The organism is Flaviramulus multivorans (genome assembly GCF_021728415.1).
Lineage (GTDB): Bacteria > Bacteroidota > Bacteroidia > Flavobacteriales > Flavobacteriaceae > Sabulilitoribacter > Sabulilitoribacter multivorans.
The window spans coordinates 15,678-39,945 of the sequence record NZ_JAKKDV010000008.1 but is presented as its reverse complement, the minus strand read 5'-3'; the positions used below and the strand labels follow the sequence as shown (position 1 = coordinate 39,945).

Annotated in this window: 30 protein-coding genes and 2 tRNA genes; 11 read left to right on the top strand and 21 right to left on the bottom strand. The window is 30.5% G+C overall.

Features of this window, described 5'->3' with window-relative positions:
• Window positions 1-20: 20 nt before the first annotated feature.
• Both L3X39_RS14120 and L3X39_RS14115 read right to left on the bottom strand, forming a co-directional pair.
• Window positions 21-845: an ABC transporter permease gene (locus tag L3X39_RS14120; protein ID WP_237232507.1), complete on the bottom strand. Its 825-nt coding sequence runs from the start codon at window positions 843-845 to the stop codon at window positions 21-23.
• Window positions 846-855: 10 nt separating this feature from the next.
• Window positions 856-1,758 (bottom strand): ABC transporter ATP-binding protein, encoded by a 903-nt coding sequence (locus L3X39_RS14115; RefSeq protein WP_237232506.1) that lies wholly within the window; start codon window positions 1,756-1,758, stop codon window positions 856-858.
• Between the two features lie 126 nt (window positions 1,759-1,884).
• On the opposite strand from L3X39_RS14115, the gene L3X39_RS14110 reads away from it, so the two are divergent.
• The gene (locus L3X39_RS14110; RefSeq protein WP_237232505.1) at window positions 1,885-2,946 is read left to right on the top strand and encodes a hypothetical protein; all 1,062 of its coding nucleotides are present in this window, start codon (window positions 1,885-1,887) and stop codon (window positions 2,944-2,946) included.
• A gap of 3 nt (window positions 2,947-2,949) precedes the next feature.
• Here L3X39_RS14110 and L3X39_RS14105 read toward each other — a convergent pair whose 3' ends face one another.
• Genes L3X39_RS14105 through L3X39_RS14075 form a run of 7 tightly spaced genes read right to left on the bottom strand, consistent with a single transcriptional unit; the run spans window position 2,950 to window position 8,699 of the window.
• Window positions 2,950-3,462: an IS1096 element passenger TnpR family protein gene (locus tag L3X39_RS14105; protein ID WP_237232504.1), complete on the bottom strand. Its 513-nt coding sequence runs from the start codon at window positions 3,460-3,462 to the stop codon at window positions 2,950-2,952.
• 37 nt (window positions 3,463-3,499) lie between these two features.
• Window positions 3,500-4,516 (bottom strand): COX15/CtaA family protein, encoded by a 1,017-nt coding sequence (locus L3X39_RS14100; RefSeq protein ID WP_237232503.1) that lies wholly within the window; start codon window positions 4,514-4,516, stop codon window positions 3,500-3,502.
• Window positions 4,517-4,969 (bottom strand): GNAT family N-acetyltransferase, encoded by a 453-nt coding sequence (locus L3X39_RS14095; RefSeq protein WP_237232502.1) that lies wholly within the window; start codon window positions 4,967-4,969, stop codon window positions 4,517-4,519.
• Entirely contained in the window at window positions 4,962-6,389 is a 1,428-nt protein-coding gene (locus L3X39_RS14090; protein WP_237232501.1) for a CCA tRNA nucleotidyltransferase, read from the bottom strand. Before L3X39_RS14090 ends, L3X39_RS14095 begins: the two co-directional genes overlap by 8 nt.
• A 17-nt stretch (window positions 6,390-6,406) precedes the next feature.
• Complete coding sequence (locus L3X39_RS14085; protein ID WP_237232500.1) at window positions 6,407-6,967, bottom strand: L-threonylcarbamoyladenylate synthase; 561 nt, start codon at window positions 6,965-6,967, stop codon at window positions 6,407-6,409.
• 2 nt (window positions 6,968-6,969) lie between these two features.
• Window positions 6,970-7,899, bottom strand: coding sequence for a glycosyltransferase family 2 protein (locus tag L3X39_RS14080; protein WP_237232499.1), 930 nt, complete (start codon window positions 7,897-7,899; stop codon window positions 6,970-6,972).
• Window positions 7,900-7,901: 2 nt separating this feature from the next.
• Window positions 7,902-8,699 carry a glycosyltransferase family 2 protein gene (locus tag L3X39_RS14075; RefSeq protein WP_237232498.1) on the bottom strand — a complete coding sequence of 266 codons (798 nt, stop codon included), beginning with the start codon at window positions 8,697-8,699 and terminating at the stop codon, window positions 7,902-7,904.
• An 88-nt stretch (window positions 8,700-8,787) separates the two neighbouring features.
• On the opposite strand from L3X39_RS14075, the gene L3X39_RS14070 reads away from it, so the two are divergent.
• Window positions 8,788-9,441 (top strand): class I SAM-dependent methyltransferase, encoded by a 654-nt coding sequence (locus L3X39_RS14070; protein ID WP_237232497.1) that lies wholly within the window; start codon window positions 8,788-8,790, stop codon window positions 9,439-9,441.
• Window positions 9,431-10,186, top strand: coding sequence for a lipopolysaccharide kinase InaA family protein (locus L3X39_RS14065; RefSeq protein WP_237232496.1), 756 nt, complete (start codon window positions 9,431-9,433; stop codon window positions 10,184-10,186). Before L3X39_RS14070 ends, L3X39_RS14065 begins: the two co-directional genes overlap by 11 nt.
• 8 nt (window positions 10,187-10,194) lie before the next feature.
• On the opposite strand, the gene L3X39_RS14060 is transcribed toward L3X39_RS14065, so the two are convergent.
• Window positions 10,195-10,956, bottom strand: a complete 762-nt coding sequence (locus tag L3X39_RS14060; RefSeq protein WP_305070113.1) for a glycosyltransferase family 2 protein — start codon at window positions 10,954-10,956, stop codon at window positions 10,195-10,197.
• Between the two features lie 43 nt (window positions 10,957-10,999).
• On the opposite strand from L3X39_RS14060, the gene L3X39_RS14055 reads away from it, so the two are divergent.
• Window positions 11,000-11,824, top strand: coding sequence for a glycosyltransferase family 2 protein (locus tag L3X39_RS14055; RefSeq protein ID WP_237232495.1), 825 nt, complete (start codon window positions 11,000-11,002; stop codon window positions 11,822-11,824).
• Here the strand turns inward: L3X39_RS14055 and L3X39_RS14050 are convergent.
• Both L3X39_RS14050 and L3X39_RS14045 read right to left on the bottom strand, forming a co-directional pair.
• Window positions 11,821-12,879 (bottom strand): glycosyltransferase family 9 protein, encoded by a 1,059-nt coding sequence (locus tag L3X39_RS14050; RefSeq protein WP_237232494.1) that lies wholly within the window; start codon window positions 12,877-12,879, stop codon window positions 11,821-11,823. The two genes, L3X39_RS14055 and L3X39_RS14050, sit on opposite strands and share 4 nt — an antisense overlap.
• Before the next feature lie 41 nt (window positions 12,880-12,920).
• Window positions 12,921-13,736 carry a 2,3,4,5-tetrahydropyridine-2,6-dicarboxylate N-succinyltransferase gene (locus tag L3X39_RS14045; RefSeq protein ID WP_237232493.1) on the bottom strand — a complete coding sequence of 272 codons (816 nt, stop codon included), beginning with the start codon at window positions 13,734-13,736 and terminating at the stop codon, window positions 12,921-12,923.
• Between the two features lie 326 nt (window positions 13,737-14,062).
• Here L3X39_RS14045 and L3X39_RS14040 point away from each other — a divergent pair, with 326 nt between their 5' ends.
• From L3X39_RS14040 to L3X39_RS14015, 6 genes are all read left to right on the top strand, one after another.
• Window positions 14,063-14,398, top strand: coding sequence for a hypothetical protein (locus L3X39_RS14040; RefSeq protein ID WP_237232492.1), 336 nt, complete (start codon window positions 14,063-14,065; stop codon window positions 14,396-14,398).
• Between the two features lie 99 nt (window positions 14,399-14,497).
• Window positions 14,498-14,908, top strand: a complete 411-nt coding sequence (gene ruvX / locus L3X39_RS14035; RefSeq protein WP_237232491.1) for a Holliday junction resolvase RuvX — start codon at window positions 14,498-14,500, stop codon at window positions 14,906-14,908.
• 79 nt (window positions 14,909-14,987) lie between these two features.
• Window positions 14,988-15,578: a peptide deformylase gene (def, locus tag L3X39_RS14030; RefSeq protein WP_237232490.1), complete on the top strand. Its 591-nt coding sequence runs from the start codon at window positions 14,988-14,990 to the stop codon at window positions 15,576-15,578.
• A 57-nt stretch (window positions 15,579-15,635) separates the two neighbouring features.
• Window positions 15,636-16,067: a DUF5606 family protein gene (locus L3X39_RS14025; protein ID WP_237232489.1), complete on the top strand. Its 432-nt coding sequence runs from the start codon at window positions 15,636-15,638 to the stop codon at window positions 16,065-16,067.
• 118 nt (window positions 16,068-16,185) lie between these two features.
• On the top strand, window positions 16,186-16,857 hold the full coding sequence (locus L3X39_RS14020) for a Crp/Fnr family transcriptional regulator (protein ID WP_237232488.1): 672 nt from the start codon (window positions 16,186-16,188) through the stop codon (window positions 16,855-16,857).
• A gap of 74 nt (window positions 16,858-16,931) precedes the next feature.
• Window positions 16,932-17,804, top strand: a complete 873-nt coding sequence (locus L3X39_RS14015; protein WP_237232487.1) for an anti-sigma factor — start codon at window positions 16,932-16,934, stop codon at window positions 17,802-17,804.
• A 52-nt stretch (window positions 17,805-17,856) separates the two neighbouring features.
• Here L3X39_RS14015 and L3X39_RS14010 read toward each other — a convergent pair whose 3' ends face one another.
• From L3X39_RS14010 to L3X39_RS13980, 7 genes are all read right to left on the bottom strand, one after another.
• Complete coding sequence (locus tag L3X39_RS14010; protein WP_237232486.1) at window positions 17,857-18,543, bottom strand: lycopene cyclase domain-containing protein; 687 nt, start codon at window positions 18,541-18,543, stop codon at window positions 17,857-17,859.
• Window positions 18,544-18,546: 3 nt separating this feature from the next.
• Complete coding sequence (locus tag L3X39_RS14005; RefSeq protein ID WP_237232485.1) at window positions 18,547-18,996, bottom strand: sterol desaturase family protein; 450 nt, start codon at window positions 18,994-18,996, stop codon at window positions 18,547-18,549.
• 10 nt (window positions 18,997-19,006) lie between these two features.
• Window positions 19,007-19,846, bottom strand: a complete 840-nt coding sequence (locus L3X39_RS14000) for a phytoene/squalene synthase family protein (protein WP_237232484.1) — start codon at window positions 19,844-19,846, stop codon at window positions 19,007-19,009.
• Entirely contained in the window at window positions 19,843-21,315 is a 1,473-nt protein-coding gene (gene crtID / locus L3X39_RS13995; protein ID WP_237232483.1) for a bifunctional phytoene desaturase/3,4-desaturase, read from the bottom strand. The genes L3X39_RS14000 and crtID overlap by 4 nt, the downstream gene beginning before the upstream one ends.
• Before the next feature lie 46 nt (window positions 21,316-21,361).
• On the bottom strand, window positions 21,362-22,261 hold the full coding sequence (locus L3X39_RS13990; RefSeq protein ID WP_237232482.1) for a MerR family transcriptional regulator: 900 nt from the start codon (window positions 22,259-22,261) through the stop codon (window positions 21,362-21,364).
• 112 nt (window positions 22,262-22,373) lie between these two features.
• Window positions 22,374-22,458 (bottom strand) — tRNA-Leu (locus L3X39_RS13985).
• A 127-nt stretch (window positions 22,459-22,585) separates the two neighbouring features.
• Window positions 22,586-22,658 (bottom strand) — tRNA-Lys (locus L3X39_RS13980).
• A gap of 134 nt (window positions 22,659-22,792) precedes the next feature.
• Between L3X39_RS13980 and L3X39_RS13975 the strand changes: the two genes are divergently transcribed.
• The gene (locus L3X39_RS13975) at window positions 22,793-23,314 is read left to right on the top strand and encodes a shikimate kinase (protein ID WP_237232481.1); all 522 of its coding nucleotides are present in this window, start codon (window positions 22,793-22,795) and stop codon (window positions 23,312-23,314) included.
• Here L3X39_RS13975 and L3X39_RS13970 read toward each other — a convergent pair.
• Window positions 23,306-23,809: a phosphoribosyltransferase domain-containing protein gene (locus L3X39_RS13970; RefSeq protein WP_237232480.1), complete on the bottom strand. Its 504-nt coding sequence runs from the start codon at window positions 23,807-23,809 to the stop codon at window positions 23,306-23,308. The genes L3X39_RS13975 and L3X39_RS13970 overlap by 9 nt on opposite strands.
• Window positions 23,810-23,838: 29 nt before the next feature.
• Window positions 23,839-24,210 (bottom strand): RNA-binding S4 domain-containing protein, encoded by a 372-nt coding sequence (locus L3X39_RS13965; RefSeq protein ID WP_237232479.1) that lies wholly within the window; start codon window positions 24,208-24,210, stop codon window positions 23,839-23,841.
• Window positions 24,211-24,268: the final 58 nt, after the last annotated feature.

Genomic DNA, 24,268 nt, shown 5'->3' with positions numbered 1-24,268 from the left:
AGCGATAGCTATCAAAGATATTATAAATCTCGCTTTTTTAATAATCTATACGATAAAAAGATAAATAAGGCAGTCCAACAAATAACAATAACAAATTCGTGCCAATGAACAGCATAATCATAAGCTAATTCTGCCTTGTCTGGAAACTTAGTCATAGCAATTCTCTGAAAAGGCTGGTCAATTAATTTATACATTGATTTTAGTGGAAAGAAATTCTGTATTTTTTCTGCTATAGAAGCATCAAATTTCCAAACTATTAATCCAAAAGTAATCCACTCTAGAATGAAAAGTATAAATAAAAAGGCTAGGGCAAAAGCAGAACGCTTTATTAACATTCCAAAGAATAAACACAAACTAAAAAAGCCAACTAATTTCACAAAATAAGCCACTAAAAAATTGGTTTCTCTGATTATTATTGAAAACTCATTATAGCTTGAATAATACAAACCAATACACAAGGAAATGAGGCCTATTAAAATAGTTGATACTAGAGAAAAGAATACCAAAGTATAGAATTTTGATAGTATAAATTCCTTTTTACTCAACCCATCAATTAAGTTTTGTTTTATGGTTTTGTTGCTATACTCATTCCCAATCATGCTAACTACTACAATGGCAAAAAAGAACTTGAATTGTGATGCAAAAAAAGTTGTTAAATGCCAAATTATAGGAAAATTAAAGACACCTAATTCACCTAATTCTAGGGTAAAAAAACCAAAAACATTTATTTTTAAGGATGATAAAAGAATTACAAAAAAAGGTAATATAAAGGATACAAAAATCAGGATTTTACTGGTTCTGTTTAGTAGTAATTTTTGTAATTCTAAATTTAAAAGTCGTAACATGTGGTTGGATTTAGTTTTTTTGGTTGTCAGTTAATTGTAAAAATTGCTCTTCTAAACTTTCTTTGCGTTGCACTAAATGCGTTAGAATAATTCCTTTTTCAAACAAAAATTTATTAAAATCTTCAGAGTTCATAGGTTCATTCAAAAACGCTGTAACTAAATTATCTTTGACTTTAATTTTACCAAAAATTTTATTGTTTTCTAATAATTCTACTAATTCACTTTGCTTATTACATTTTAACTCAAAAAAGCCATGACTGGAAATCATTTCATCAACTCGACCTGAATATAATTTGACCCCTTTACGAAGCACTACAACATGTGAACATACTTTTTCAACTTCGTCTAATAAATGTGAAGCCAACAAAATAGTTGTGCCTTGTGTGGCTATTTCTTTAATAATTTCACGAATTTGATGAATCCCTTGTGGATCTAAGCCATTGGTGGGTTCGTCTAGAATTAAAATTTCAGGATCGTTAAGTAGGGCCGAAGCAATAGCTAAACGCTGTTTCATACCCAAAGAGTAGGTTTTAAACTTACTGTTTTTTCTATCTAAAAGACCAACAATTTCAAGTTTTTCATCTATTTTACTATAATCAACACCCTTAATTTTACAAACCAATTTCAGATTTTGTGAAGCAGTCATGTAAGGGTAAAAATTTGGACGTTCAATGATAGCGCCTACTTTTTTTAAGGCATCATGCGTTGACGTTTTACCATCAAACCAATGAAAACTACCTTCTGTTTTATTTACAACATTTAAAACAACTCCAAGTGTTGTAGATTTCCCACTTCCGTTAGGTCCTAAAATACCGTAAACATTACCTTTGTTTATGGAGAATGATAGGTCTTTAACAGCGGTTAAATAGCCAAATTTTTTTGTAAGATTGTTAATAGTAAGAATAGATTCCAAACTGTAATGGTTTTTATGCCAACTTAGGTAATTAGCATGGGTTAGTTACAAAAGTATGACGACAGTCCTTAATTTTTGTTACAAGCCTATTATAAAAAGCATTAAATTTGAATAAGTTATAAGCCTATGCAAGATTTAAAAATATCAAAGAAAAAGCCGTCATTCCCTATAAATGATAAATTACACAATTATTTATCAGAATATAATAGAAATATAAAAATTCCTATTTTTTATGATGATTTGTTGCGATTTCAAGGTTCTATTGTCGTTTATGATAAGGAGGATAATGACACACTTTGGATTCGGGTTTATTATAACGATTATGAAAGAGAAGAGATAGATTTATCCCTTAAAAAAGTATATACAATTTTACATTCTGATGGAAACGAAGACACCATCCCATTTTTAAATGTAGATGCTATTGATTATTGCACTTTTGGGAATTCTAAGCCATTCAGAATAAAAATCAGGAATATATTAAATGATAACTTTACCTATTTTTATGTAAAAACTGCGGATGCTTCTCGCGTTTATGGTTTAGAATTAGAGCATATGTTATCACCGTATAATCTCAATTTTCTAGTTTACAAAAACACGCTAATTGAAGAACATATTGCAGGAATTCCGGGTGATGAGTTTATAAAGAATTTTTTGCCAAAATGTGATAAATCTGAAAAATCTCAGATTGCAAAAGAGTTTGTGAAATTTAATGAGCGTTGCATGATTCGCCTTTTAGGAGATATGAGGTCGTATAACTACGTTATTGTTCCTACACATGATTTTGATCATGTGGTGTATAAAATTAGACCTATAGATTTTGATCAGCAATCTTATGAAGGAAAGTTTAATATATACCGACCACAGTTTTTTAAAGAGAATTTAAAAATGGTTGAATTGGTTTCCGAAAGTATGGAGAAGTTATCTATTCATCAGTATAAAACAGAGGAACGCTCCATTTTAGTGAAACGTTTAAAGAGTTTTCATGATAGAATAAACCAACTACTTACTTGTATGCTAGGAGATTCTATTTCAAAAGAAGAAAATATTGATTCACTTAAAATGACAATATTTGAATACACGCAAGACGTGAATTTTAAACGATCTAAAAACATGGGGGAAATTTTAAAATTCTCCTTAGAGTTTTTAACTCGTAACTACGAAAATGTTAATTTGGAAAATTTAAAATAAACCTTAATTCCAGTGCTCATCAAAGTCTAATGAGTCGTAATCATCAACATCAATACCATCTTCAAACTCATCAAAATCATCATCTTCATCAGCTTCAAATAATTTTTCTGGCGCTGTATCAGGAACTTGACCCTGTACAAACATTAAATTTGGGTAATCAAACCCTTCAAGCTCATCAACTATTTCAGCAAGTTCTACATAGAATGTCCACATACTCAAAAAGTCGTAAACATATATAAGTTTAGGCTGAATTTCATGAACCACATCATTAATAGTCGTTTCATTCATTAACCTCGCAGAATTATCTTCACTTAAATCAAATAAAGATATTTCTTCTCCCTGTTCCCAAGAATCGTTACTTATATAAAATGACGCCATTTCGGTACCATCAAAACCGAAAGATTGGGTAATTATGTTATGTAAATCTTCAAGCGTATCTGTTTCACGAATTTCTAAATCGCGAAAAACATCTTCTTCGGTATCATTATCTAGTATAACTCTAAATCGGTAAATCATTGCTAATAATTATGCTACAAAGGTAGACTTTTTTAAATTATTTTGTAAAACGATGTAATGTAAATGTCATAGCAGTTAATAAGAAAAAAGCACCAACTTGATGTGCTACACCCAACCAAACAGGTACTTGTAATAGAATAGTTAGAACACCTAAAAGAAATTGTATAAAAACCATTATTAACAAGGTGTTTATACCTTTTGATTGGTAATTTGTTAAAGCTATTTTTTTAGACTTTATGTATATAATAATAATAAAACCAACAACAAAATATGCTAAAATTCTATGAACAAACTGTACACCACTTTTACCTTCAAAAAAGTTTTTATAAATAGGATTTTGTTCAATATAAACCGTTTCATGCATAAATTTTCCTTCGCTCATCATTGGCCAATGATTATGTATAAATCCAGCATCTAATCCAGCAACAAAAGCACCATAAATAATTTGAATTATTAGCAAAGCAAGTCCGAATCGTATTAAATTTCTAATGGAAGTATCAACTTGTTTTTTATTTGGAAATATCAAATCTAATGCTACCCAAAACGTATAGGCAAAGGTTAAGAACGCGGTAGTTAAATGTGCTGCTAATCTATAATGGCTGACATCTGGATTATCTACTAATCCGCTTTTAACCATGTACCATCCTAGAAACCCTTGGAATGCACCTAAACTTAAAAGAACAAGCGCTTTTTTGATGGTAGGCTTTGATAACTGTTTGGTAATTAAAAAGTATAAAAAAGGAATTAAAAAGACTAAGCCAATAAAACGTCCAATAACACGATGTAGCCATTCCCAAAAATAGATGTCCTTAAAATCTTCTAAATTGAAGTGGTTGTTAAGCTTTTGGTATTCTGGATATTGCTTATACAAATCAAAAGCTTCTTGCCATTCGACCTCATTCATAGGTGGAATTGTTCCTGAAATTAATTTGTAATTAGAAATTGATAGACCAGAGTGTGTTAATCTGGTAATGCCACCAACGATTACCATTATAAAAATGAGTAAACAACCAGTTAATAGCCAATAAATGACTTTTTTGTTATCTTTTTTCATTTATAAGATTTCTTTTTTAAAGCACAAACTATTTTCTATATTCTTGTATTGACCAAAATTTGGTATGATTTGATAATTATTTTTTTTATAAAAATTAACAGCCTCAACTTGTCTTTTACCTGTTTCTAGAATACACGACGTATAACCTAATTCCTTAGCCCATATCTCTAATCCGTTCAAAATATTTGTCGCAATCCCTTGACTTCTTGTCTCTGTTGAGGTGTACATACGTTTTATTTCAACGCTATTTTCATCAAACTTTTTAAATGCGCCACAGCCAACTGGCTTTTCATCCGAATAGGCTACAATGGTGTGTTTTAAAACATCAATATTATTGTATTGCATATAAAAATCATGCTCATCACCATCCACTATTTTTAAATAAGCATTGAGTTGCTTTACTAAATTTATAAAGTCTATGTGTTTTGAATCGGTTCTTAAAAGTTTAATCATTTTGTTCTGTTACTTTTAAACCTAAACGTTTGCCTTCCTTTAACATGAGTTGATATGCAGCCTCATATTCGTTGGGAATATCTCCTTCTAAAATAGCTTCCTTAATAGATTCTTTTATCATACCTATTTCTCTTGAAGGCTTGATATTGAATGTTTGCATAATTTCTTCACCAGAAATTGGTGGCTGAAAATTTCTAACATGGTCGCGCTCTTCAACTTCAACAATTTTATCTCGAACAATTTTAAAATTGTTATGGTATTTCTTAAATTTTTTCGGATTTTTTGTGGTTATATCTGCTTCACAAAGCGTCATTAAATCGTCTACATAATCTCCCGCATCGAACACTAACCGACGTACTGCAGAATCGGTAACTTCTTCATTAGCTAGAACTATAGGTCTAGAGCTCATCAACACCATTTTTTGAACAAACTTCATTTTATCATTCAATGGCATTTTAAGTCTTTTGAATAATTGAAATACCATTTTTGAGCCTTCAAATTCATGTCCATGAAAGGTCCAACCTACTTTTTTGCTAAACTTTTTTGTGGGTGCTTTTCCTATATCATGAAGCAATGCTGCCCAACGTAGCCAAAGATTATCGGTGTTTTTTGAAATATTATCAACCACCTCTAAGGTGTGATAGAAATTATCCTTATGACGTTGACCTTCAACTTCATCAATACCTTTTAGAGCAATTAATTCAGGCAATATATATTTGAGTAACCCCGTTTTTTCTAAGAGTAAAAAACCAATAGAAGGCTTTTCGCTTTCAAGAATTTTATTAAGTTCAGTAACAATACGCTCTTCGGTTATAATTTTAATACGTTCACAATTTTTTGATATAGCCTTTAAAGAAGCTTCTTCAATTTTAAAATTTAATTGTGTTGCAAATCTTATTGCTCGCATCATCCGTAAAGGGTCGTCACTGTATGTAATATCTGGGTTTAATGGCGTTCTTATTAAAGAGTTTTCTAAATCTTTTATACCATGAAAAGGGTCAAGCAAGTCTCCAAAATTTGCTTCACTTAAGTTTAATGCTAGTGCATTTATTGTAAAGTCCCGTCGGTTTTGGTCATCTTCAAGTGTTCCATTTTCAACGGATGGATTTCTGCTATCCTCAGTATAAGATTCTTTGCGAGCACCAACAAACTCAATCTCAATATCATCATAACGCAACATGGCAGTACCGTATGTTTTAAAAACCTGAACTTTGGGTTTGTTAGGAAGATTTTTAGCAACTTGTTGCGCTATTTGGATGCCATCACCAATTGCAACCACATCAATATCTTTTGCATTACCTCGATTTAAAATAAAATCACGCACAAAACCACCAATAACATAGCTTTCTATATCTAATTGAGCAGCAGATTTAGAAATTATTTTGAAGATATTATGCTGAAGGGCTTCTTTGTAATTCATGAATGACATTTGAGATTTTACTCTCTAATAATCGTAACAATACCATCGTTTGTTAGCTTAATAATTGAAGATGGTTTGTCACAGATTTTTTCCTTTTGCAAATTTACAACATAGTCTACACCTTTTAAAACCTCTGAAGCTATTTCTTTAAAGGATTTTGGTGTGGGTTGCCCACTGATATTTGCTGATGTAGAAACAATGGCGCCATTAAATTTTCTTGAAAGCCAATAGCAGAAATCATCGTCCGGAATTCTTATGGCAATAGAACCATCATCTGCAATTAAATTATTTGCTAAATTTTGGGCTTCGTCATAAATAATGGTTGTAGGTTTATTGGTAACTTCAATAATATTTAATGCCGTTTCAGGTACTTGTTTTACATATTTTTTTAGCATTCTATCATCTGCTACCAAGCAAATTAAAGCCTTACTATCAACTCGTTGTTTTAATTGATATACTCTTTTCACGGCATCAGGGTTAGAGGCATCGCAACCAATACCCCAAACGGTATCGGTAGGGTAGAGTATAAGTCCACCTTCTTTTAGCACTTTTAAGGCGTTGTTAATTTCTGTTTGCATTGTTATAAACGATGAATTTGTTGTTTATGTTTTAATGAAATAGATAAAGGTACTTGTTTAATTAAAGCGATAAATACAGGCCAGTTTTTTGGTTTGAATAAACTACTTAAAAAATATTTTAATTGTAAATATAGTAACAATATGAAAAATGAAATTAGCCCGTAATGCTTTCGTATCACATAAAGTAGAGAGATTTTTAATTCGATTTTTAAAGCGACGGATTTGGGAGTACTAGCACCATGAAAATGAATAAACTGTGCTTCAGGTACTAAAAAAGCTTCTTTGTTTAGTTTTGTTAGACGCTTACAAACGTCTGTCTCTTCATGATATAAAAATATATTAGTGTCAAAACCACCAATGCTATTAAAATTGTTTGCATTAAAAAACATAAAACTTCCGGCTACAAATTGTCCTTTTTGAGGTTGGTTATATGTTTTTTTACGTTTAGGATATTTTTGTGAATTTACTATTTCTAAAACTTTTCTGCCCAATAACTCTCTTCCAAGTGACGCAAAATGATCTATAGTAGGTAAAATATCTCCATTTTCTTTAAAGGCCTGCGGACCACAAACACCAACATTTTTGTTTGTGTCCATAAAGTTTTTAAGGATCCTTAAACAATCATTCTTAAACAAAACATCGTTATTTATAAAAGCTAAATACTTGCCAGTAGCTTCATTAACACCAATCATATTTCCACCACCAAAACCAGTGTTAATGTGACTTCTAATTAGTTTTATAGCATTTTGTTGGGAAACTGTATTGATATACTTTTTTAAACTATGAAAGCTTTCAGCTTCAGAGCCATTATCAATAATTAAATACTCACAATTTATTTCGTTTGTTGTGTGCTTAAAAATAGATTCTATACAGTTAATAGTATAGTCCGTCGTATTATAGTTGATTATGATTATTGATACATCAAATGCCATTCTTAGAGGTATTGATTAATTCCTTTTTCAATAAAAGTAATTTTCTTTTCGGTGGTTTCTTTTTCTATAATTTCATTAATATTTATATGGCTTTTATCCTGTTCATTATGATAAATATGATAAACAATTCCTCCAAATTTTAATCGCTTCCCTTTTACACCAATATTCAATAAGCGCTGAATCATTTCGCTATCATCAATTCCCCAACCTACTAAATTTTCGTTAAAACCATTAACTTTTATAAAGTCTGCTCTCCAAAATGACATATTACAACCTCTTAATTTTGATGACCTAGAATCTTCTTCTTTATACAGATTAGAAAGTAAAGGAATTCTAAGCGTTCTACCTCGTTTTTTAATGCCTTTAGAGAAAAAATTAAAGGACGTTTGTTTTTTATCAAACAAATCTTCCAAATGATTTTCTTGAATATTTACTCTGCTACCATATAAGAACATATTTTTTTTTGCCATTCTTAAATGGTCTTTCACAAAATCTTTATGCATTATAATATCGCCATCAATTTCAATAATATACTCATGTTTAGCCTTAGCAATAGCTTTGTTCATTATGGCAGGTTTTCTGTTTTTTATGTCCTCGTGCCAAACGTGATGTAAAGGAACTGGAAAATTTTCTTGAAAATTTTTTATTAACCTTTCTGTTTCTTTTTTTGAGCCATCATCAGCTATAATAACTTCATTAGGTAAATGAGACTGATTTTTTATACTTAATAATAAAAGCTCTAAAGCTTCTGGCCAATTATAGGTTGGAGTTACTAAGGTGCTTTTAGGATAGGAAGGCATATATATGTATTTGAATGCAAATTAATGTAATTTTTATTAAATGGTTAATAGTTTAAAAGAGTGACTTTAAATTTCCTATTTTTGAAGAATGGATTACGAAAATAAACCTAAGGGATATTATGATAATGTTCGCTTAGAAATGCTTCAGTTTTTACCAAATGATGCTAAGCGTGTTTTAGATGTAGGCTGTGGTAATGGTGCTTTTGCGGAAATTATAAAAGAAAAAAATAAAGCCGAGGTTTGGGGTATTGAATATATGAAAACTCATGGTGTGGAGGCGCATAAAAAGTTGGACAATGTTTATATAGGGAAGTGTGAAGATTTTGTTGAAAGTCTTCCTGATAATTATTTTGACGTTATTTATTGCAATGATGTGCTTGAGCATTTAGTTGATCCGTATTGGGTTTTAGAAATTTTGAAGAAAAAATTATCAAATGGCGGTATTGTTATTAGCTCCTTACCAAATGTGCGATTTTATAAAACTTTTATGCGCTTATTAATTAACAAAGATTGGAGATATGAAGATTATGGTGTTATGGATAGAACTCATCTAAGATTTTTTACCAAGAAAAGTATTAAAAGAATGTATGAAGAATTAGGTTTTGAAGTAGTAAAACATATCGGGATAAATAAAAGTAAGTCAATAAAACCTTATTTATTTCATCTACTAACATTTTTTACTCAATTAGATATGCAGTATGTTCAATTTGCTACTGTGGCTAAAATTGCTGATGAAAAGTAACAAAGTAATTCATAAGGATTTTAAATCTAAATCTAACTTTTTAGATGATATTATACTAAATTTTGATACTAAAGGTGAAAACTTTGGTAACCAAGATAGAAACTCATTAAAACTATTTAAGTTAGATGATAAAAAGGTTAACGTTAAGTCTTTTAGAGTGCCTAACATTGTTAACCAAATAGCTTATAAATTTTTTAGAAAAAGCAAAGCACAACGCTCTTTTGAGTATGCCAATAAACTCGTAGACTTAAACATAGGCACACCAAAACCAATAGCTTATTACGAATTTAAAACACCATTTTTATTCAAAAAGAGTTACTATATAAGTGAACAGCAAGCTTGCGATTTAACTTATAGAGAACTTACTACAGATTTAAGTTATACTAACCACGAAGCTATACTTAGGGCATTTACGAGGTTTACTTTTCAACTTCACGAAAGGGAGATTCATTTTTTAGATCATTCTCCTGGAAATACACTTATTCAGCTAAATAATGGCGATTATAGGTTTTATTTGGTGGATTTGAACCGAATGGAGTTTAAACCATTAGATTTTGAAACGCGCATCAAAAACTTTTCAAAACTCACCATTCATAAATCTATGATTGAAGTAATGAGCGATGAATATGCAAAATGTATTGGAGAAAATTATAATAAAGTTTTCAATTTAATGTGGCAAGAAACAGAGGCTTTTCAAGAAAAATACCATCGAAAACGAAGGTTAAAAAAGAAACTAAAGTTTTAGAAACCGAACTAACTGTTTTGTTTTATTAATTCACGTAGTTTGGTATATTTTAAAAACGTAATATTGGCAGTTTGTGCGCAAATTACGAAACCATTTAAACCATCAAGAAAACCTAATCTTAAAAAATAGGCTTTAAAAAATGCCCATGTAGGGTTAAATGCAATTTTCCAAATAGGAGCAGTTTTTCCCAAGTCATAGTACGCTTTAGCTGAAATAGTAGAAAAATGTTCGGTTTTTAAATTAAATTCAGAGTAGGTTTGATAAGTCCAATGTAAAATATCACCTTTTAAATGCCCAATTGTTGCTGTACTATTTTGAATCTCTATACGGTCGTGTGGATTAATCCCTTTCCATTCAGCCTTTCTTCTATCAAATACACGTAGTTTTTTATTAGGATACCAATCAGAATATTTTATCCATTGACCACAAAAGTTATTAAATCTGTTAGCGAAATACCCATCTAACTTCCAACTGGTTTTTAAATTTATAATAGACTGCTGAAGTGCTTCGGAAAGGGCTTCATCGCCATCAAGAGACACAATATAATTATGAGAAGCTAGTGTTAAAGCAAAGTTTTTTTGCTCAACATAACCTAAAAACGTTTGTTCAAAGAACTTTACTTTGTATTTAGAACAAATAGCTTTAGTATTATCAGTCGAAAAGGAATCTAAAACAACAATTTCGTCAACAACATTAACTAAAGATTGTAAACATTTTTCAATATTTCGTTCTTCGTTATAGGTAATTATAACACCGGACAGTTTAATCATTTAAAATCTCAAAATTTTGGTAAAAATAGTTAATTTTATACCAATGAATAAAACAGAAGTTTCAGTTATTATTAGTACTTATAATAACCCAGAATGGCTAGAAAAAGTGCTTTGGAGTTACGAGTTTCAAACATTTAAAAATTTTGAAGTTGTAATTGCTGATGATGGCTCTGATGAAACAACTAAAGAGCTAATACAAAATATACAAAAGGAAGTTTCTTATCCTGTTCAACATATATGGCACGAGGATAATGGGTTTCAAAAAACAATAATCCTTAACAAAGCTACCGTAGCAGGAAAATCGGACTACTTGCTTTATACTGATGGAGATTGTGTGGCGCGAGCTGATTTTATTCAAACTCACATCGATAACCGAGAGCAAGGTTATTTTCTATCAGGAGGCTATTTTAAGTTGCCCATGGTGATTAGCAAAATAATTTCTAAAGACGATATAAAAAATCAAGATTGTTTTGATATTGATTGGTTAAAAAAGCACGGATTAAAAAACTCATTTAAAAGTAACAAGATTACTGCAAAAGGCATTAAACAAAAACTTTTAAATAGGTTTACGCCAACAAGGGCAACTTGGAATGGGCATAATGCATCAGGTTGGAAGAAAGATATTTTGGAGATAAATGGATATGACGAACGTATGCAATATGGTGGTGAAGACAGGGAATTAGGAGAACGTCTTTTTAATATGGGCATAAAAGCAAAACAAATACGCTATAGTGCCATTTGTTTGCATTTAGATCATGAAAGGGGTTATGTAAAACCAGAAATGATTGAAAAAAACAAGAAAATCCGAGAAACTACAAAAAACGAAAAGGTTATAAGAACGCCTTTTGGAATTGAAAGAAGTAACTAAAGTCCTTTTAAAAAAGATTTAAGTTTTGGAATAACTAAATTGGGTTTAAAGGAATGGTATAATTCTTTGGAATCTGTTTTCATGTCTTTAACAGATTTAGTGCTGTAAAGTTCAGGATTTGTATCTTTTAAATGAATCGAAACATGAGTTTTTCCATCCTCAAACATATTCCAAGCTTCTTTTAAAATCCATGGTGAAAAAACAGTAAATGTTGGAATGTCCAAAGCTTTAGCCATATTTACGGCACCACCTTCATTACCAATAAGTGCAATACAGTGTTTTGTTATAGCAAGAAACTCTCTTAAACCGTTTCCAAAAACATCGTAAAATATGTGTTTTTGAGTTTCTATTTTACATAAATCGTATACCTCTTTAGCTTTGTTTTTTTGGTTTGGTATATAATTGAATAAAATTTGTGCTTTAGTTTCTTCAACTATTGCGTCAATAATTTCAGCCATATAAGGAAGTGGATATGTTTTGTTTTCGCTACTTCCTAAAACACTTATCATAATTAATTTCGAATTCAAATCAATATTATGGTTTAATAATAACTGTTTTGAATTTTCAATTTCGTCACTGGTTAAATAAATTTTAGGTTGAAAGATTTGAGAATTTTCATTTAAAATTGGTTCTAACAATCGCAATCTGTTTTCAATAGCTAAACCCGCAGTGGTTTTAGGTCTTTTTAATTCCTTAAAGGTTTGAGAGTATATAAACGATGTGTACCACTTATATTTCGAAATTTTAGTTTTCGCAACAGAAAGTAGTGTTATTAAGTTGCTTGAAAACTTAGAATAAATATCAATAACTACATCGTACTTTTTATTTCTAACCGTTTTTCCGAGTTTAAAAAGAGCTGTTTTGCTAGATGCTTCTTTCTCAGTAAAAAAAATGAAATTATCTATAAATGGATTGTTTTGTACAACAGGGTAAGTGTGATTATTAATTAAATAATCTAATTGGGCTTTAGGGTATTTTTGGCGAAGTGCTTCAAACAAAATACTGCTTGTAAGCACATCACCAATCATTTTTTGTTGTATAATTAAAATTTTCAAACTCTAAGAGTTATTATTTTATACAGTGAATTTGTAATAACCTATACAGCTACACTATGCTCACGAAGCGCATCGTTAAGCGATGTTTTTTTATTGGTACTTTCTTTACGCTTACCAATAATTAATGCACATGGTACATTGTAGTTTCCTGAAGGAAATTCTTTAGCATAACTTCCAGGAATAACCACTGAACGTGCAGGTACACGACCTTTATATTCAATAGGTTCTTTACCAGTTACATCGATAATTTTAGTACTCATCGTTAAAGTAACGCCAGCACCTAAAACTGCTTCTTTTTCCACACGAACACCTTCAACCACAATACAACGAGATCCTATAAAAGCATCATCTTCTATAATTACAGGAGCTGCTTGCAACGGCTCTAAAACACCACCAATACCAACACCACCAGAAAGATGTACGTTTTTACCAATTTGAGCACAACTACCTACAGTAGCCCAAGTATCTACCATAGTACCTTCATCTACATAAGCTCCAATATTTACATAACTAGGCATTAAAATTGTTCCAGCAGAAATATAAGCGCCATGTCTAGCAACTGCATGAGGTACCACACGAATACCTTTTTCAGCATATCCAGTTTTTAAAGGGATTTTATCATGGAACTCTAACGGTCCGCATTCAATAGTTTCCATTTTTTGTATTGGAAAATATAGAACAACTCCTTTTTTTACCCATTCATTTACTTGCCATCCCCCTTCAATAGGCTCAGCAACACGTAATTCACCCTTATCTAGTAAATCTACTACCTTTCTTATAGCAGAAGTTGTTTTTTCTTCTTTTAATAAATCTCTGTTATCCCACGCTTTTTCTATGATTTCTTGTAATTCTGTCATCGGTATTTAAATTTTGAGCAAATATAATATGTATCAATTAAAAAAGAAGAGTGAAAAGCTATTATATCTTAATTTAATATTTCGATTAAGAACCAAATATTTGAGTTTTATTCCTCAATTTTTTTCTTTTTTATCCTTAAGCGAATTAATTGAATCGATGAAATGCATTTTTTGTGTATTTCGTCTTTAAAATGATGTATTTCAACTATTCATCGATGCAAATATGTCACTTCCCTTATAATCGAAAATACTCGGTTTACAACTAATTTTTTGTGCATGAGTCTTCATCTAGATATATATTTGAACCATCAAACAGTAACAAACAAATGAAAACAAATTTTTACATACTATTAGTTTTATTACTTTCTTTTTCTTTCGGGAATGCTCAAAGCACTTCTAAAGTTGTTGAGATTGAAATTAACAATACTATTTCTGTTTCTGTTGAAGATGATAAAACTATCATTACACCAAGTGTTGAAGTTAATACAGTTAAGGAAGTTAATACAGTTAAGGAAAACGATTCTTTATTAATTGATGCTGATGTTTTAAAAGAAACTATTGCACGTGGTACTAGTGATATTAGAAACTATATTAATCGTTTCAAAAACTCTGATAATATTGAGTTTATATTTCCTAAAATAAATAAAGCTGTAAAAGCTTAATACGATAATGTTCAAATATTAATAATTAAGGTTTAATTTTTAAGTAAAGGCTGTCTGAAAAGACAGCCTTTGTTGTTTTATTAGCTATTTTTGCAAAATATGGGACGCATTTTAGCAATAGATTATGGTACTAAAAGAACAGGTATAGCAGTTACGGACGAATTGCAAATTATTGCATCTGGACTTACTACAGTTAATACAAAAGACTTATTACTATTTTTAAATGATTATATTAAAAATGAGTCTGTTGAGTTGTTTTTAATTGGCGAGCCTAAACAAATGAATAACACGGCTTCGGAGAGTGAATCATATATTGCTGAATTTATTCAAAAATTAGAAAAACAAATTCCTAATATTCCTATAACTAGGGTTGATGAACGTTTTACATCTAAAATAGCATTTCAAACCATGATAGATAGTGGTTTGAAAAAGAGCCAACGAAAAAATAAAGCTTTAGTTGATGAAATAAGTGCAACACTTATTTTGCAAAGCTACTTGTATTCTAAATAAAATCTTCAAAAGAATATGTATCATAAATACGAGCAATAAATTATAAGTTAGTATTTTTGCAGGGATTAATAAGCACAGAATGATATTACCGATTGTAGCCTATGGCGATCCTGTTTTAAAGAAAAAGGCAACCGATATAGCAAAAGATTATGCTGGTTTTGATGAACTTTTGAAGAACATGTTTGAAACTATGTACAATGCTTACGGTGTTGGTTTAGCCGCTCCTCAAATTGGATTACCTATTCGTTTATTTATAGTAGATACAACACCCTTTTCGGAAGATGAAGATTTGACCGAAGAAGAAAAGAAATCTTTAAACGGATTTAAACGTGTTTTTATTAACGCACAAATAGCGAATGAAGAAGGAGATGAATGGGCTTTTAATGAAGGTTGTTTAAGTATTCCAGATGTTAGAGAGGATGTATTTAGAAAACCTAGAATTACTATTGAGTTCCTCGATGAGAATTTTAAACCACAAACCGAAGTTTATGATGGTTTAATTGCCAGAGTTATTCAACATGAATACGATCATATTGAGGGTATTTTATTTACAGATAAACTTTCAAGTTTTAAAAAGAGATTGATAAAAGGAAGATTATCAAACATATCGAAAGGGAAAATAAATGTAGATTACAGAATGCGTTTTCCTAACCAAAAAAAGAAGCGTTAATATTTGTAAAATATTTATAAACAGTTGATATTTGCGCCTTTCAAGAAAAAATAATTTATGAGTTTAGAAAAAGTTTTAGCAATATCTGGTAAACCAGGGTTATATAAATTAATTGCGCAAACCCGTGGTGGTTTTGTGGCCGAATCATTAATTGATAATAAGCGTATATCTGTTAGTGTTCAAAACAATGTAAGCGTATTAAGTGAAATTGCAATATATACATTAACTGAAGAAATACCTTTAAAGCAAGTCTTTAAGAATATAAAAAAGAAGGAAAATGGTGGACAAACTTCGGTTTTGCCTAAGGATAATAAAGATAAATTAGAAGAATATTTTTTCGAAATATTGCCAGATTATGATGAAGATAGAGTGTACGTAAGTGATATTAAAAAAGTAATACAGTGGTATAACTTATTACAAAAACATGACATGCTTGATTTAATAGATTCGAAAGAGGAGAAAGGTAAATCTACAGACGAAGAAGAGTAGTTAAAACTAATTTTTAAATGATATAACCTCCTTTTGGAGGTTTTTTTATGCCTTTTTTTGAAAGTTTTGTTGGGTAATACCGACTTAATTGAGCAACTAACAAAAAAACGATAGAACCATGAATTCACTTTGGTTTTTTGAAGATGTAAATCTTTTTAAAATTCTATGCCCACACAAATTCAAAGAATACAAGAAAGGTCATGACTTTGATGCATATAAAAAGCAAGATTATATATATTTTGAAGAAGACGCCTCAAATAAAGTATTCCTTATAGAAAAAGGTAAGGTAAAAATTGGTTATTATAACGAAGATGGAACCGAAGTAGTGAAGGCTATTTTATCTAGAGGACAATTATTTGGCGAAAAGGCAATTCTTGGTGAGCATAAAAGAGAAGAATTTGCTCAGTCAATTGATAATTCTACAAGTATTTGCCCAATAAGTGTAGATACAATGCACGATTTAATGCGTAAAAACGAATCTTTTAGTTTTAGGGTTTATAAATTTATTGGTTTTAAGCTTCAAAAATTAGAGAGACGCCTTCAGCTTTTAATGTTTAAGGATACAAAAACAAGGCTTATGGAATTTCTCGATGAGTTATGTGCTGAATATGGCTATGATTGTAAGAAAACGGGCGATAAAGTAATCCATCATCCTTATACCCAAAAGGATATAGCCTCATTAATAGGTACTTCAAGACCTACATTAAATGTGCTTTTAAACGAGTTAAAGCAAGATAAGGTTATTGAATTCAATAGAAAAGAAATCAGAATTTATAAAAATATTGCTTAATGTTAGATGGCTAACATTTTATAAAAACCTCATGGTATAATTTTGAATTATAAATAACTCAAAAACAAAATACTATGATTAAAAAAATGTGTCTAGCAGTTCTAGCAATAGGGATTTTTGCTACTGCCTGTAGTAATGATGATGGAAATGCACCAACAACTGCAACTTTAACTTTAAACTTAGATGGACTAGAAGCTTTGGGTAGCGACTATGTTTATGAAGGCTGGATTATTGTAGATGGTGCTCCCGTTTCAACAGGAACTTTTTCGTCAGTGTCATTTCCGCAATCTTTTATAGTTGATGCATCTCAATTGCAAGATGCCACAACTTTTGTGCTTTCGATTGAACCTGCAATCGATCCTGATCCTGCTCCAGCAGCCACAAAACTATTGGCTGGTGATTTTTCGGGTAATTCGGCTAGTGTAAATTCTAATGGAATAGTTGCAGATTTTTCCAGTGCTTCTGGAACTTATATTTTAGCAACTCCAACAGATATGGATGATACCAATGAGGCAAGCGGAGTTTGGTTTTTAGATAATTCAAGCGGTAGCCCTGTGGCTGGACTTAATTTACCAACATTACAAGCAGGTTGGAAATATGAAGGTTGGACCGTTTTAAATGGTACACCAATAAGTACCGGGACATTTACAGATGCTGGTATGGCAGATGATAACGCTACTTCATCACCTTTTAAAGGTAGTACAGGTAATGGTCCGGGATATCCAGGTGAAGATTATTTACAAAATGCACCGTCTGGATTTACTTTTCCAACAGATTTAAGAGGGGCTACCATTGTAATTTCAGTAGAGCCATCACCAGATAACAATGAGTCGCCTTTTACTTTAAAACCATTGGCTCATATGGTGCCAAATGATGCAATGACTCATACTGCTATTGCTATGGGTTCTGGACCTGTAAGCATAATATCAGGAACTGTTAATAGGTAAGATTATTTAAATCGCGTTTTGAACATTTAAAGCATAGTTTCAATGTCTGAAGCTATGCTTTTTTTGATTTAGACAGGCTCATGATAAACAAATTCAAAAGAATTAAAGTGAATGCATAAGCAGTGTCTTCAATAGGTATAGTAAACAGACGAATACCCATATTTTCTTCATTATTATACCAAACAACTTGGTTTTCAATAAAGCCTCCAGTTAATACGCCATTCACAATAAAAAAAGGAATTAGCATAACTAAAAATGTGAGGTAATAATGTCTCAATAAATGCACATTTTTAGTTGTCACTACCCTAATTAATAAAATGGTTAATAAAAAATTTATTAAAGTATACCACTTATCATAATTATAAATGGAAAGAACAATTAATACTAAAATTAGTAAGTAACTAATGGTTTTCGTTATTGCTTCAGATAGTTTTAAACTAGGAAAATAATAAAGTAAAGCATAATGTGTAAAGACGCATGCATACGGAATACAAATGAAGAATAACCATTCCTCGATTGGAAGAGAGAACAATTTTATGCCTAAAAAATAATCATCATTAAAGCCCCAAACACCTTGCTTTGTGAAAATAATATCCCAAGGAATGAAAATGAGCATACTAAAAAGAATACCAATAAATAAAGGTTTCCAAAGCTTATAGAACTTTAGTTTAGGGTGAAAACTAAAAATAAAAGGTATAGCTAATGATCCTAAATTAAGTAATAGATACAAATAGTTCATTTACTATTTTTTGAAATATTTAAAGGGCACGAATAGCATTCCAAAGCATTCACCATCTTCTTTTCCTAAATGTTTGTGGTGCATTTTGTGAGCACGTCTTACACCTTTTGCATACCAGTTATTTGCATTTCTAAATAGCTTGAAACGTTGATGTATAAATATATCGTGTACTATAAAATATGAAACGCCGTAAGCAAAAATACCTAGACCAATAGGTAAGCCAGCCCAAAAGCTTGTATATTTCCAAAGTAAGAAAAAGCCAATGCTAACTACGGCATAAAAAATAAAAAAAGCATCATTACGCTCAAACCAACTATTATGGTCTTTTTTATGATGATCTTTATGTAAACTCCATAAAAAGCCATGCATAATATATTTATGAGTAAACCACGCCATAAATTCCATGAAGCCATATGTAGCAAGAAAAATTAATATCCAAAATAAAGTTTTCATCATTCTAAATTTACATTAATTTTAATTGATATTTTACATAACTCCTCATTAAAAGTTCGATTTTTTTTGGATTAGAAACTCGAATTCTTGAGTCTTTTATTTTCAATGCTGGTGTTTTTTTTAGTTTTTTTAATAACTGTCTGTAATACCTATATGCCATAAAAACACCAAACTTTGCTTCGATGGGTAATTTTTTAATACCACTTAATCCTTTTTCAAAATCACTTTCAATTTCATTAATTATATCCTGTTTTGAGATTTCATCAAGATTATTTAAATCGGTATTTGGAAAATATGTTCGATTTAAATCGTCGTAATCTGCTTTTAAATCTCGCAAAAAATTAACCTTTTGGAACGCAGAACCTAACGCCATAGCCGTATCTTTAAGGTCATCATATTTTTGTCTATCACCTTTAACAAATACTTTTAAGCACATAAGTCCAACCACATCTGCAGACCCATAAATGTAGGCTTTATATTCTTCATCGGTTAAGTAAATCGTTTTATGTAAATCGGTACGCATACTGTTCATGAATGCATCCACTAAATCTTTATCTATACCATACTTATGATAAGTATGTTGAAAAGAATTTAATATTGGATTTAAACTAATTTTATCTTTCAGAGCAAGTTCTAAATCGTCTTGAAATCTATTAAAAAGAAACTCTTTATCAAAATCATGAAAAGAATCTACGATTTCGTCGGCTAATCGCACAAAGCCATAAATATTATAAATATCAGCACGAATAGATTTATACAACATTTTAGTAGCTAATGAAAACGAGGTGCTATAAGTTTTGGTCACTAGCTTACTGGAATGGTAGGATACGGTGTCGAATAATATTTTCATGCTAATACACTATGATGTTTAGTTACTAAATCGGCTACTAACTTTCCAGAAATTAGCGAGGGAGGAACACCTGGACCAGGTACAGTTAATTGCCCTGTAAAAAATAAATTTCCTACGTTTTTACTCTTTAATTTTGGTCTTAAAAAAGCTGTTTGCATTAAGGTATTAGCCATTCCGTAGGCATTTCCTTTGTATGAATTGTAATCTTTTATAAAGTCGTTAATGCAAAAACTTTCTTTAAATATAATGTCTTTTCTAACATTTTGAGATGTTAAAGTTTCAAAACGAGTGATAATTTTATCAAAATAAGTATTTCTTAATGCATCGGTATCTTCTAACCCAGGAGCTAATGGAATTAAAAATATTCCAGCTTCTTTTTCTTCAGGAGCTGAATTTTTATCAGTTATGCTAGGGAAACTAGCATAAAACAAGGGGTTTTCTGGCCATTTAGGGTTGTCATAAATCGCTTCAGCATGCACATCAAAATCAACATCAAAAAATAAGGTATGATGGTTAACGTTTTTTAGTTTTTTATCGAAACCAACGTAAAATAGTAGAGACGAGGGAGCAAAAGTTTTCTTTTCCCAATATGTTTCAGAATATTGTCTTAATGGTTTTTCTAAAAGTGTTTCGGTATGATGGTAATCTGCACCACTAACTGTAATATCTGATAAATATTCTTTTCCGTTTGACAAAATACCAATTGCTTTACCTTTATCTACGATTATTTTATCAACTGGGTTTTCAGTTTTAATTTTAACTCCTAGTTCTTTGGCTAAGTTTTCCATAGCTAGAATAACTTGATACATTCCTTTTTTTGGGTGAAATGTACCTAAGCCAAAATCGGCATAATTCATAAAGCTATAAAAAGAAGGTGTGTCGCTAGGTTTTGCTCCTAGAAAGAGCACAGGGAACTCTAGAATTTTTACTAAGCGCTCGTTTTTAAATTCTTTTCTGACATCTTTCTTTATGGTGCTAAAAAACTGATTTATTTTTTTTATCGTGGCAGGAGTAACCAATTCTAAAGGAGAAACTCCGGGGTTGTAAACCAAATCTTTTATTGCGATGTCGTAATTATTTTTGGCTTTAACAATAAACTTATTAAGTTTTTTAGAACTTCCTTTTTCCTCTTTTTCAAAAGCTAAAGCAATTTTTTCTAGAGTATCCTCAATAGTTATAAAATCATTTTTACCAAAATAAACACTATATGCTGGGTTTAGTTTTTCTAAAGCGTAATAATCGGAAGGTTTCTTTCCAAAATCTGAAAAAAAGCGTTCAAATACATCTGGCATCCAATACCAAGTTGGTCCGATATCAAATGTAAAACCCTCTTTGTGTAGTTGGCGAGCTCTACCACCAATGGTTTTATTTTTTTCAAAAACGGTTACCTCATATCCAGCTTGCGCTAAATAGCATGAAGCTGCAAGCGAAGAAAATCCAGAGCCAATTATGTTTATAGTTGATTTCATATTGTTTAACAAATATATAAAAAAGTTAAACAATAATAAAAATATTTTACAGTTGTTTAACTAAATTTTCTATTGAATTGAAAATAGTTACTTTTTGAGGAACTTCGCTTTTATTAAAACTAGATAGTTTCTTGCCTAGTAATAGTAGTTTTGTATTTTCCTGGTTTAGTAGGAGATTATTGAATTTGTTAATGTATTCTTTAATGTTATTATCTTCAGGATATACAGTAAAGTATGAAACGAAGGTAATATCTTCAAAAAAGTCAAGTAAATCAGTTAAACTCTCCATAGGAACACTTTCTCCAAGAAATATAGTATGATAACCTTTGCTTCGTAACTGATAATTTATAAATAATAATCCTATATCATGAATTTCGTTTTCTGGCAAAAAAAGCACATAGGTTTTAGAAATAGGTTTTGGTTCTAAAAGCTGTAGTCGCTCAATATTTAGAAGTATTTTTTGCTTTATATGTATTGATAAAAAATGCTCATGAGCTGGTGTTATTGTGTTGGTTTGCCATAATAAACCAATTTCATTGAGTAATGGTAAAAATACAGAATAAAATATTTCACTAAATGTTTTACTCTCCAAAAGGCTATTATAAGTACTGTAAAATAATACTTGATCAAAATTAATCATAGCCATTTTTAAAGCATTTATAGCATGATCTTCAATTTTGGCTCTGGATGCTATTTCCCTAACTTTTATTGGTATTTCTTCTTCTTTAAGGTTTGCAATTTTAGAAATCTTTAGGCCATTATTATTTAAGTAGGATATATTTAGAAGCTTCTGAAAGCTACTTAAGCTATAATTTCTAATGTTGGTATCTGTCCTATCTGGACTTAATAAATTATATCTTTTTTCCCATATGCGAATGGTGTGCGCTTTAATGCCAGTAAGATTTTCTAAATCTTTAATACTAAAATTTACTTTAATATTGTTCATCAATAACTTATTTATGTTAAACAAAAATACATATAAATATTAATAGTTGATTATAATTTCTTAAAAAACATTGATTAGTAAAAGAAAAAATCTGCTAAATTGAAAAAGGAAGTGCGCACGAGAAGATTCGAACTTCCACATTCTAAGCGAATACTGGCCCCTCAAGCCAGCGCGTCTACCAATTCCGCCACGTGCGCATTATATTAAGTTAAAAATAGAAAAAGAAAACTAATTTAACTTAAATTTTTTCCAGCTGAAAAATAATTTTATTTAAAACTAAAAACCTTGATAATAAATCTATTATCAAGGTTTTATTGTTTTTAGTGACCGGGCTGGGGCTCGAACCCAGGACCCTCTCCTTAAAAGGGAGATGCTCTACCAACTGAGCTACCAGGTCGTTTCAAAATCTTTCGCTTTCGAGGGTGCAAATATAAAATGTTTAATTAATAAAACCATACTTTTTTAAAAGAAATTTTCGTTTTTTTGTACTCCTTAAACGTATGTTTTTAATAATCAATTTATAGCGAATAGATGATAATAGTTTTAATAGGGTATATGGCGTCTGGAAAGTCTACAATTGGAAAGAAATTAGCCGATAAATTGAACTATGGGTTTATTGACTTAGATCATTTTATTGAAAGTAAAGAAAATTTATCGGTTAGAGAGATATTTAAAACTAAAGGAGAAATCTATTTCAGAAAACAAGAAGCTTTAAATTTAACGAGCATATTACAATCTAATGATAAAATAGTATTGTCCCTAGGTGGAGGAACACCTTGTTTTGGTAATAATATGGAACATATTTTGAATACCCAAAATGTAAAAAGTATCTATCTAAAAAATTCAATTTCCTCGCTGGTCAAAAAACTTTATAAGAAAAAAACTAAGCGTCCGCTAATATCTCATATTGAAACAAAGGAGGCAATGACAGAGTTTGTTGCTAAGCATTTATTTGAACGGGTTCAGTTTTATAACCAGTCCGAAATTCATATAGATACTGATGGTAAATCAAAAAAGAAGATAGTTGAAGAAGTTATTTTAAAACTATTCTAAAACAGCTTCAAAATTTTTACCTTCTAAAACTACATTAACGTGTTCATGCAATGATGTAGACAGTGAAATGCCTTTAAAATCAGCTTTTACAGGATATTTTTTGTGGTTTCTATTAACCAAAACAGCAGTCTTAAATTGTTTTAAAGGTACATTTAAAAAATGCTTTACACCGTAAATTAATGTGGTTCCAGAGTTTAAAACATCGTCAACTAGGACCAACGATTTATTTTTATACTCTTCTTCAAGTAGTGATGTTTTAATATCTGACCAAGGATTTTTTTTATCAATACTTACTTTGCAAAGTATTGGATTAATATCAGATATTTTTTGAAGTACACTTTTAATTTTTTTTGCAAACACATAACCGTTTTTATCAATACCAGCAAGAATAACGTCTTTTTCATTCACATTGGTTTCGTAAATCTGAAAAGCAATACGTCTTATTTTATTGTTAATTTCGTTATGATTAAGTATTACATTGTTCTTTACTGTCATTGTAATTGATTAAAAATTAAAGCCTAAAATTACTCATTTTCCTCTGTAAAATCATCAATATCTCTTCTATCTTTTTTTGTAGGTCTTCCAACACCTTTTTTTCGATAATAATCTTTGGAGTATTTTAAAAGTTCTCTGGCTTCAAATTGTTCTTTCGGAGTTGTATCAGTTCTGTAAATATCAACCAATTTAGCACCAATTCTACTTTCAGGGATATCGTTAACGGTTATTCTATAATTTATTTGATCTTTTCTGAACTCAATAACATCCTGCGCATATACTTCTCTACTAGGTTTTGCTACATCGTTATTTACACGTACTTGACCCTTTCTACAGGCAGTAGTAGCAAGTGTTCTTGTTTTGTAATACCTAACACACCATAAATACTTATCTAAACGCATACAATTATTCTAAAAACTACGTTAATGTTATTGCACAAGATTGTATTAAAATTGTATC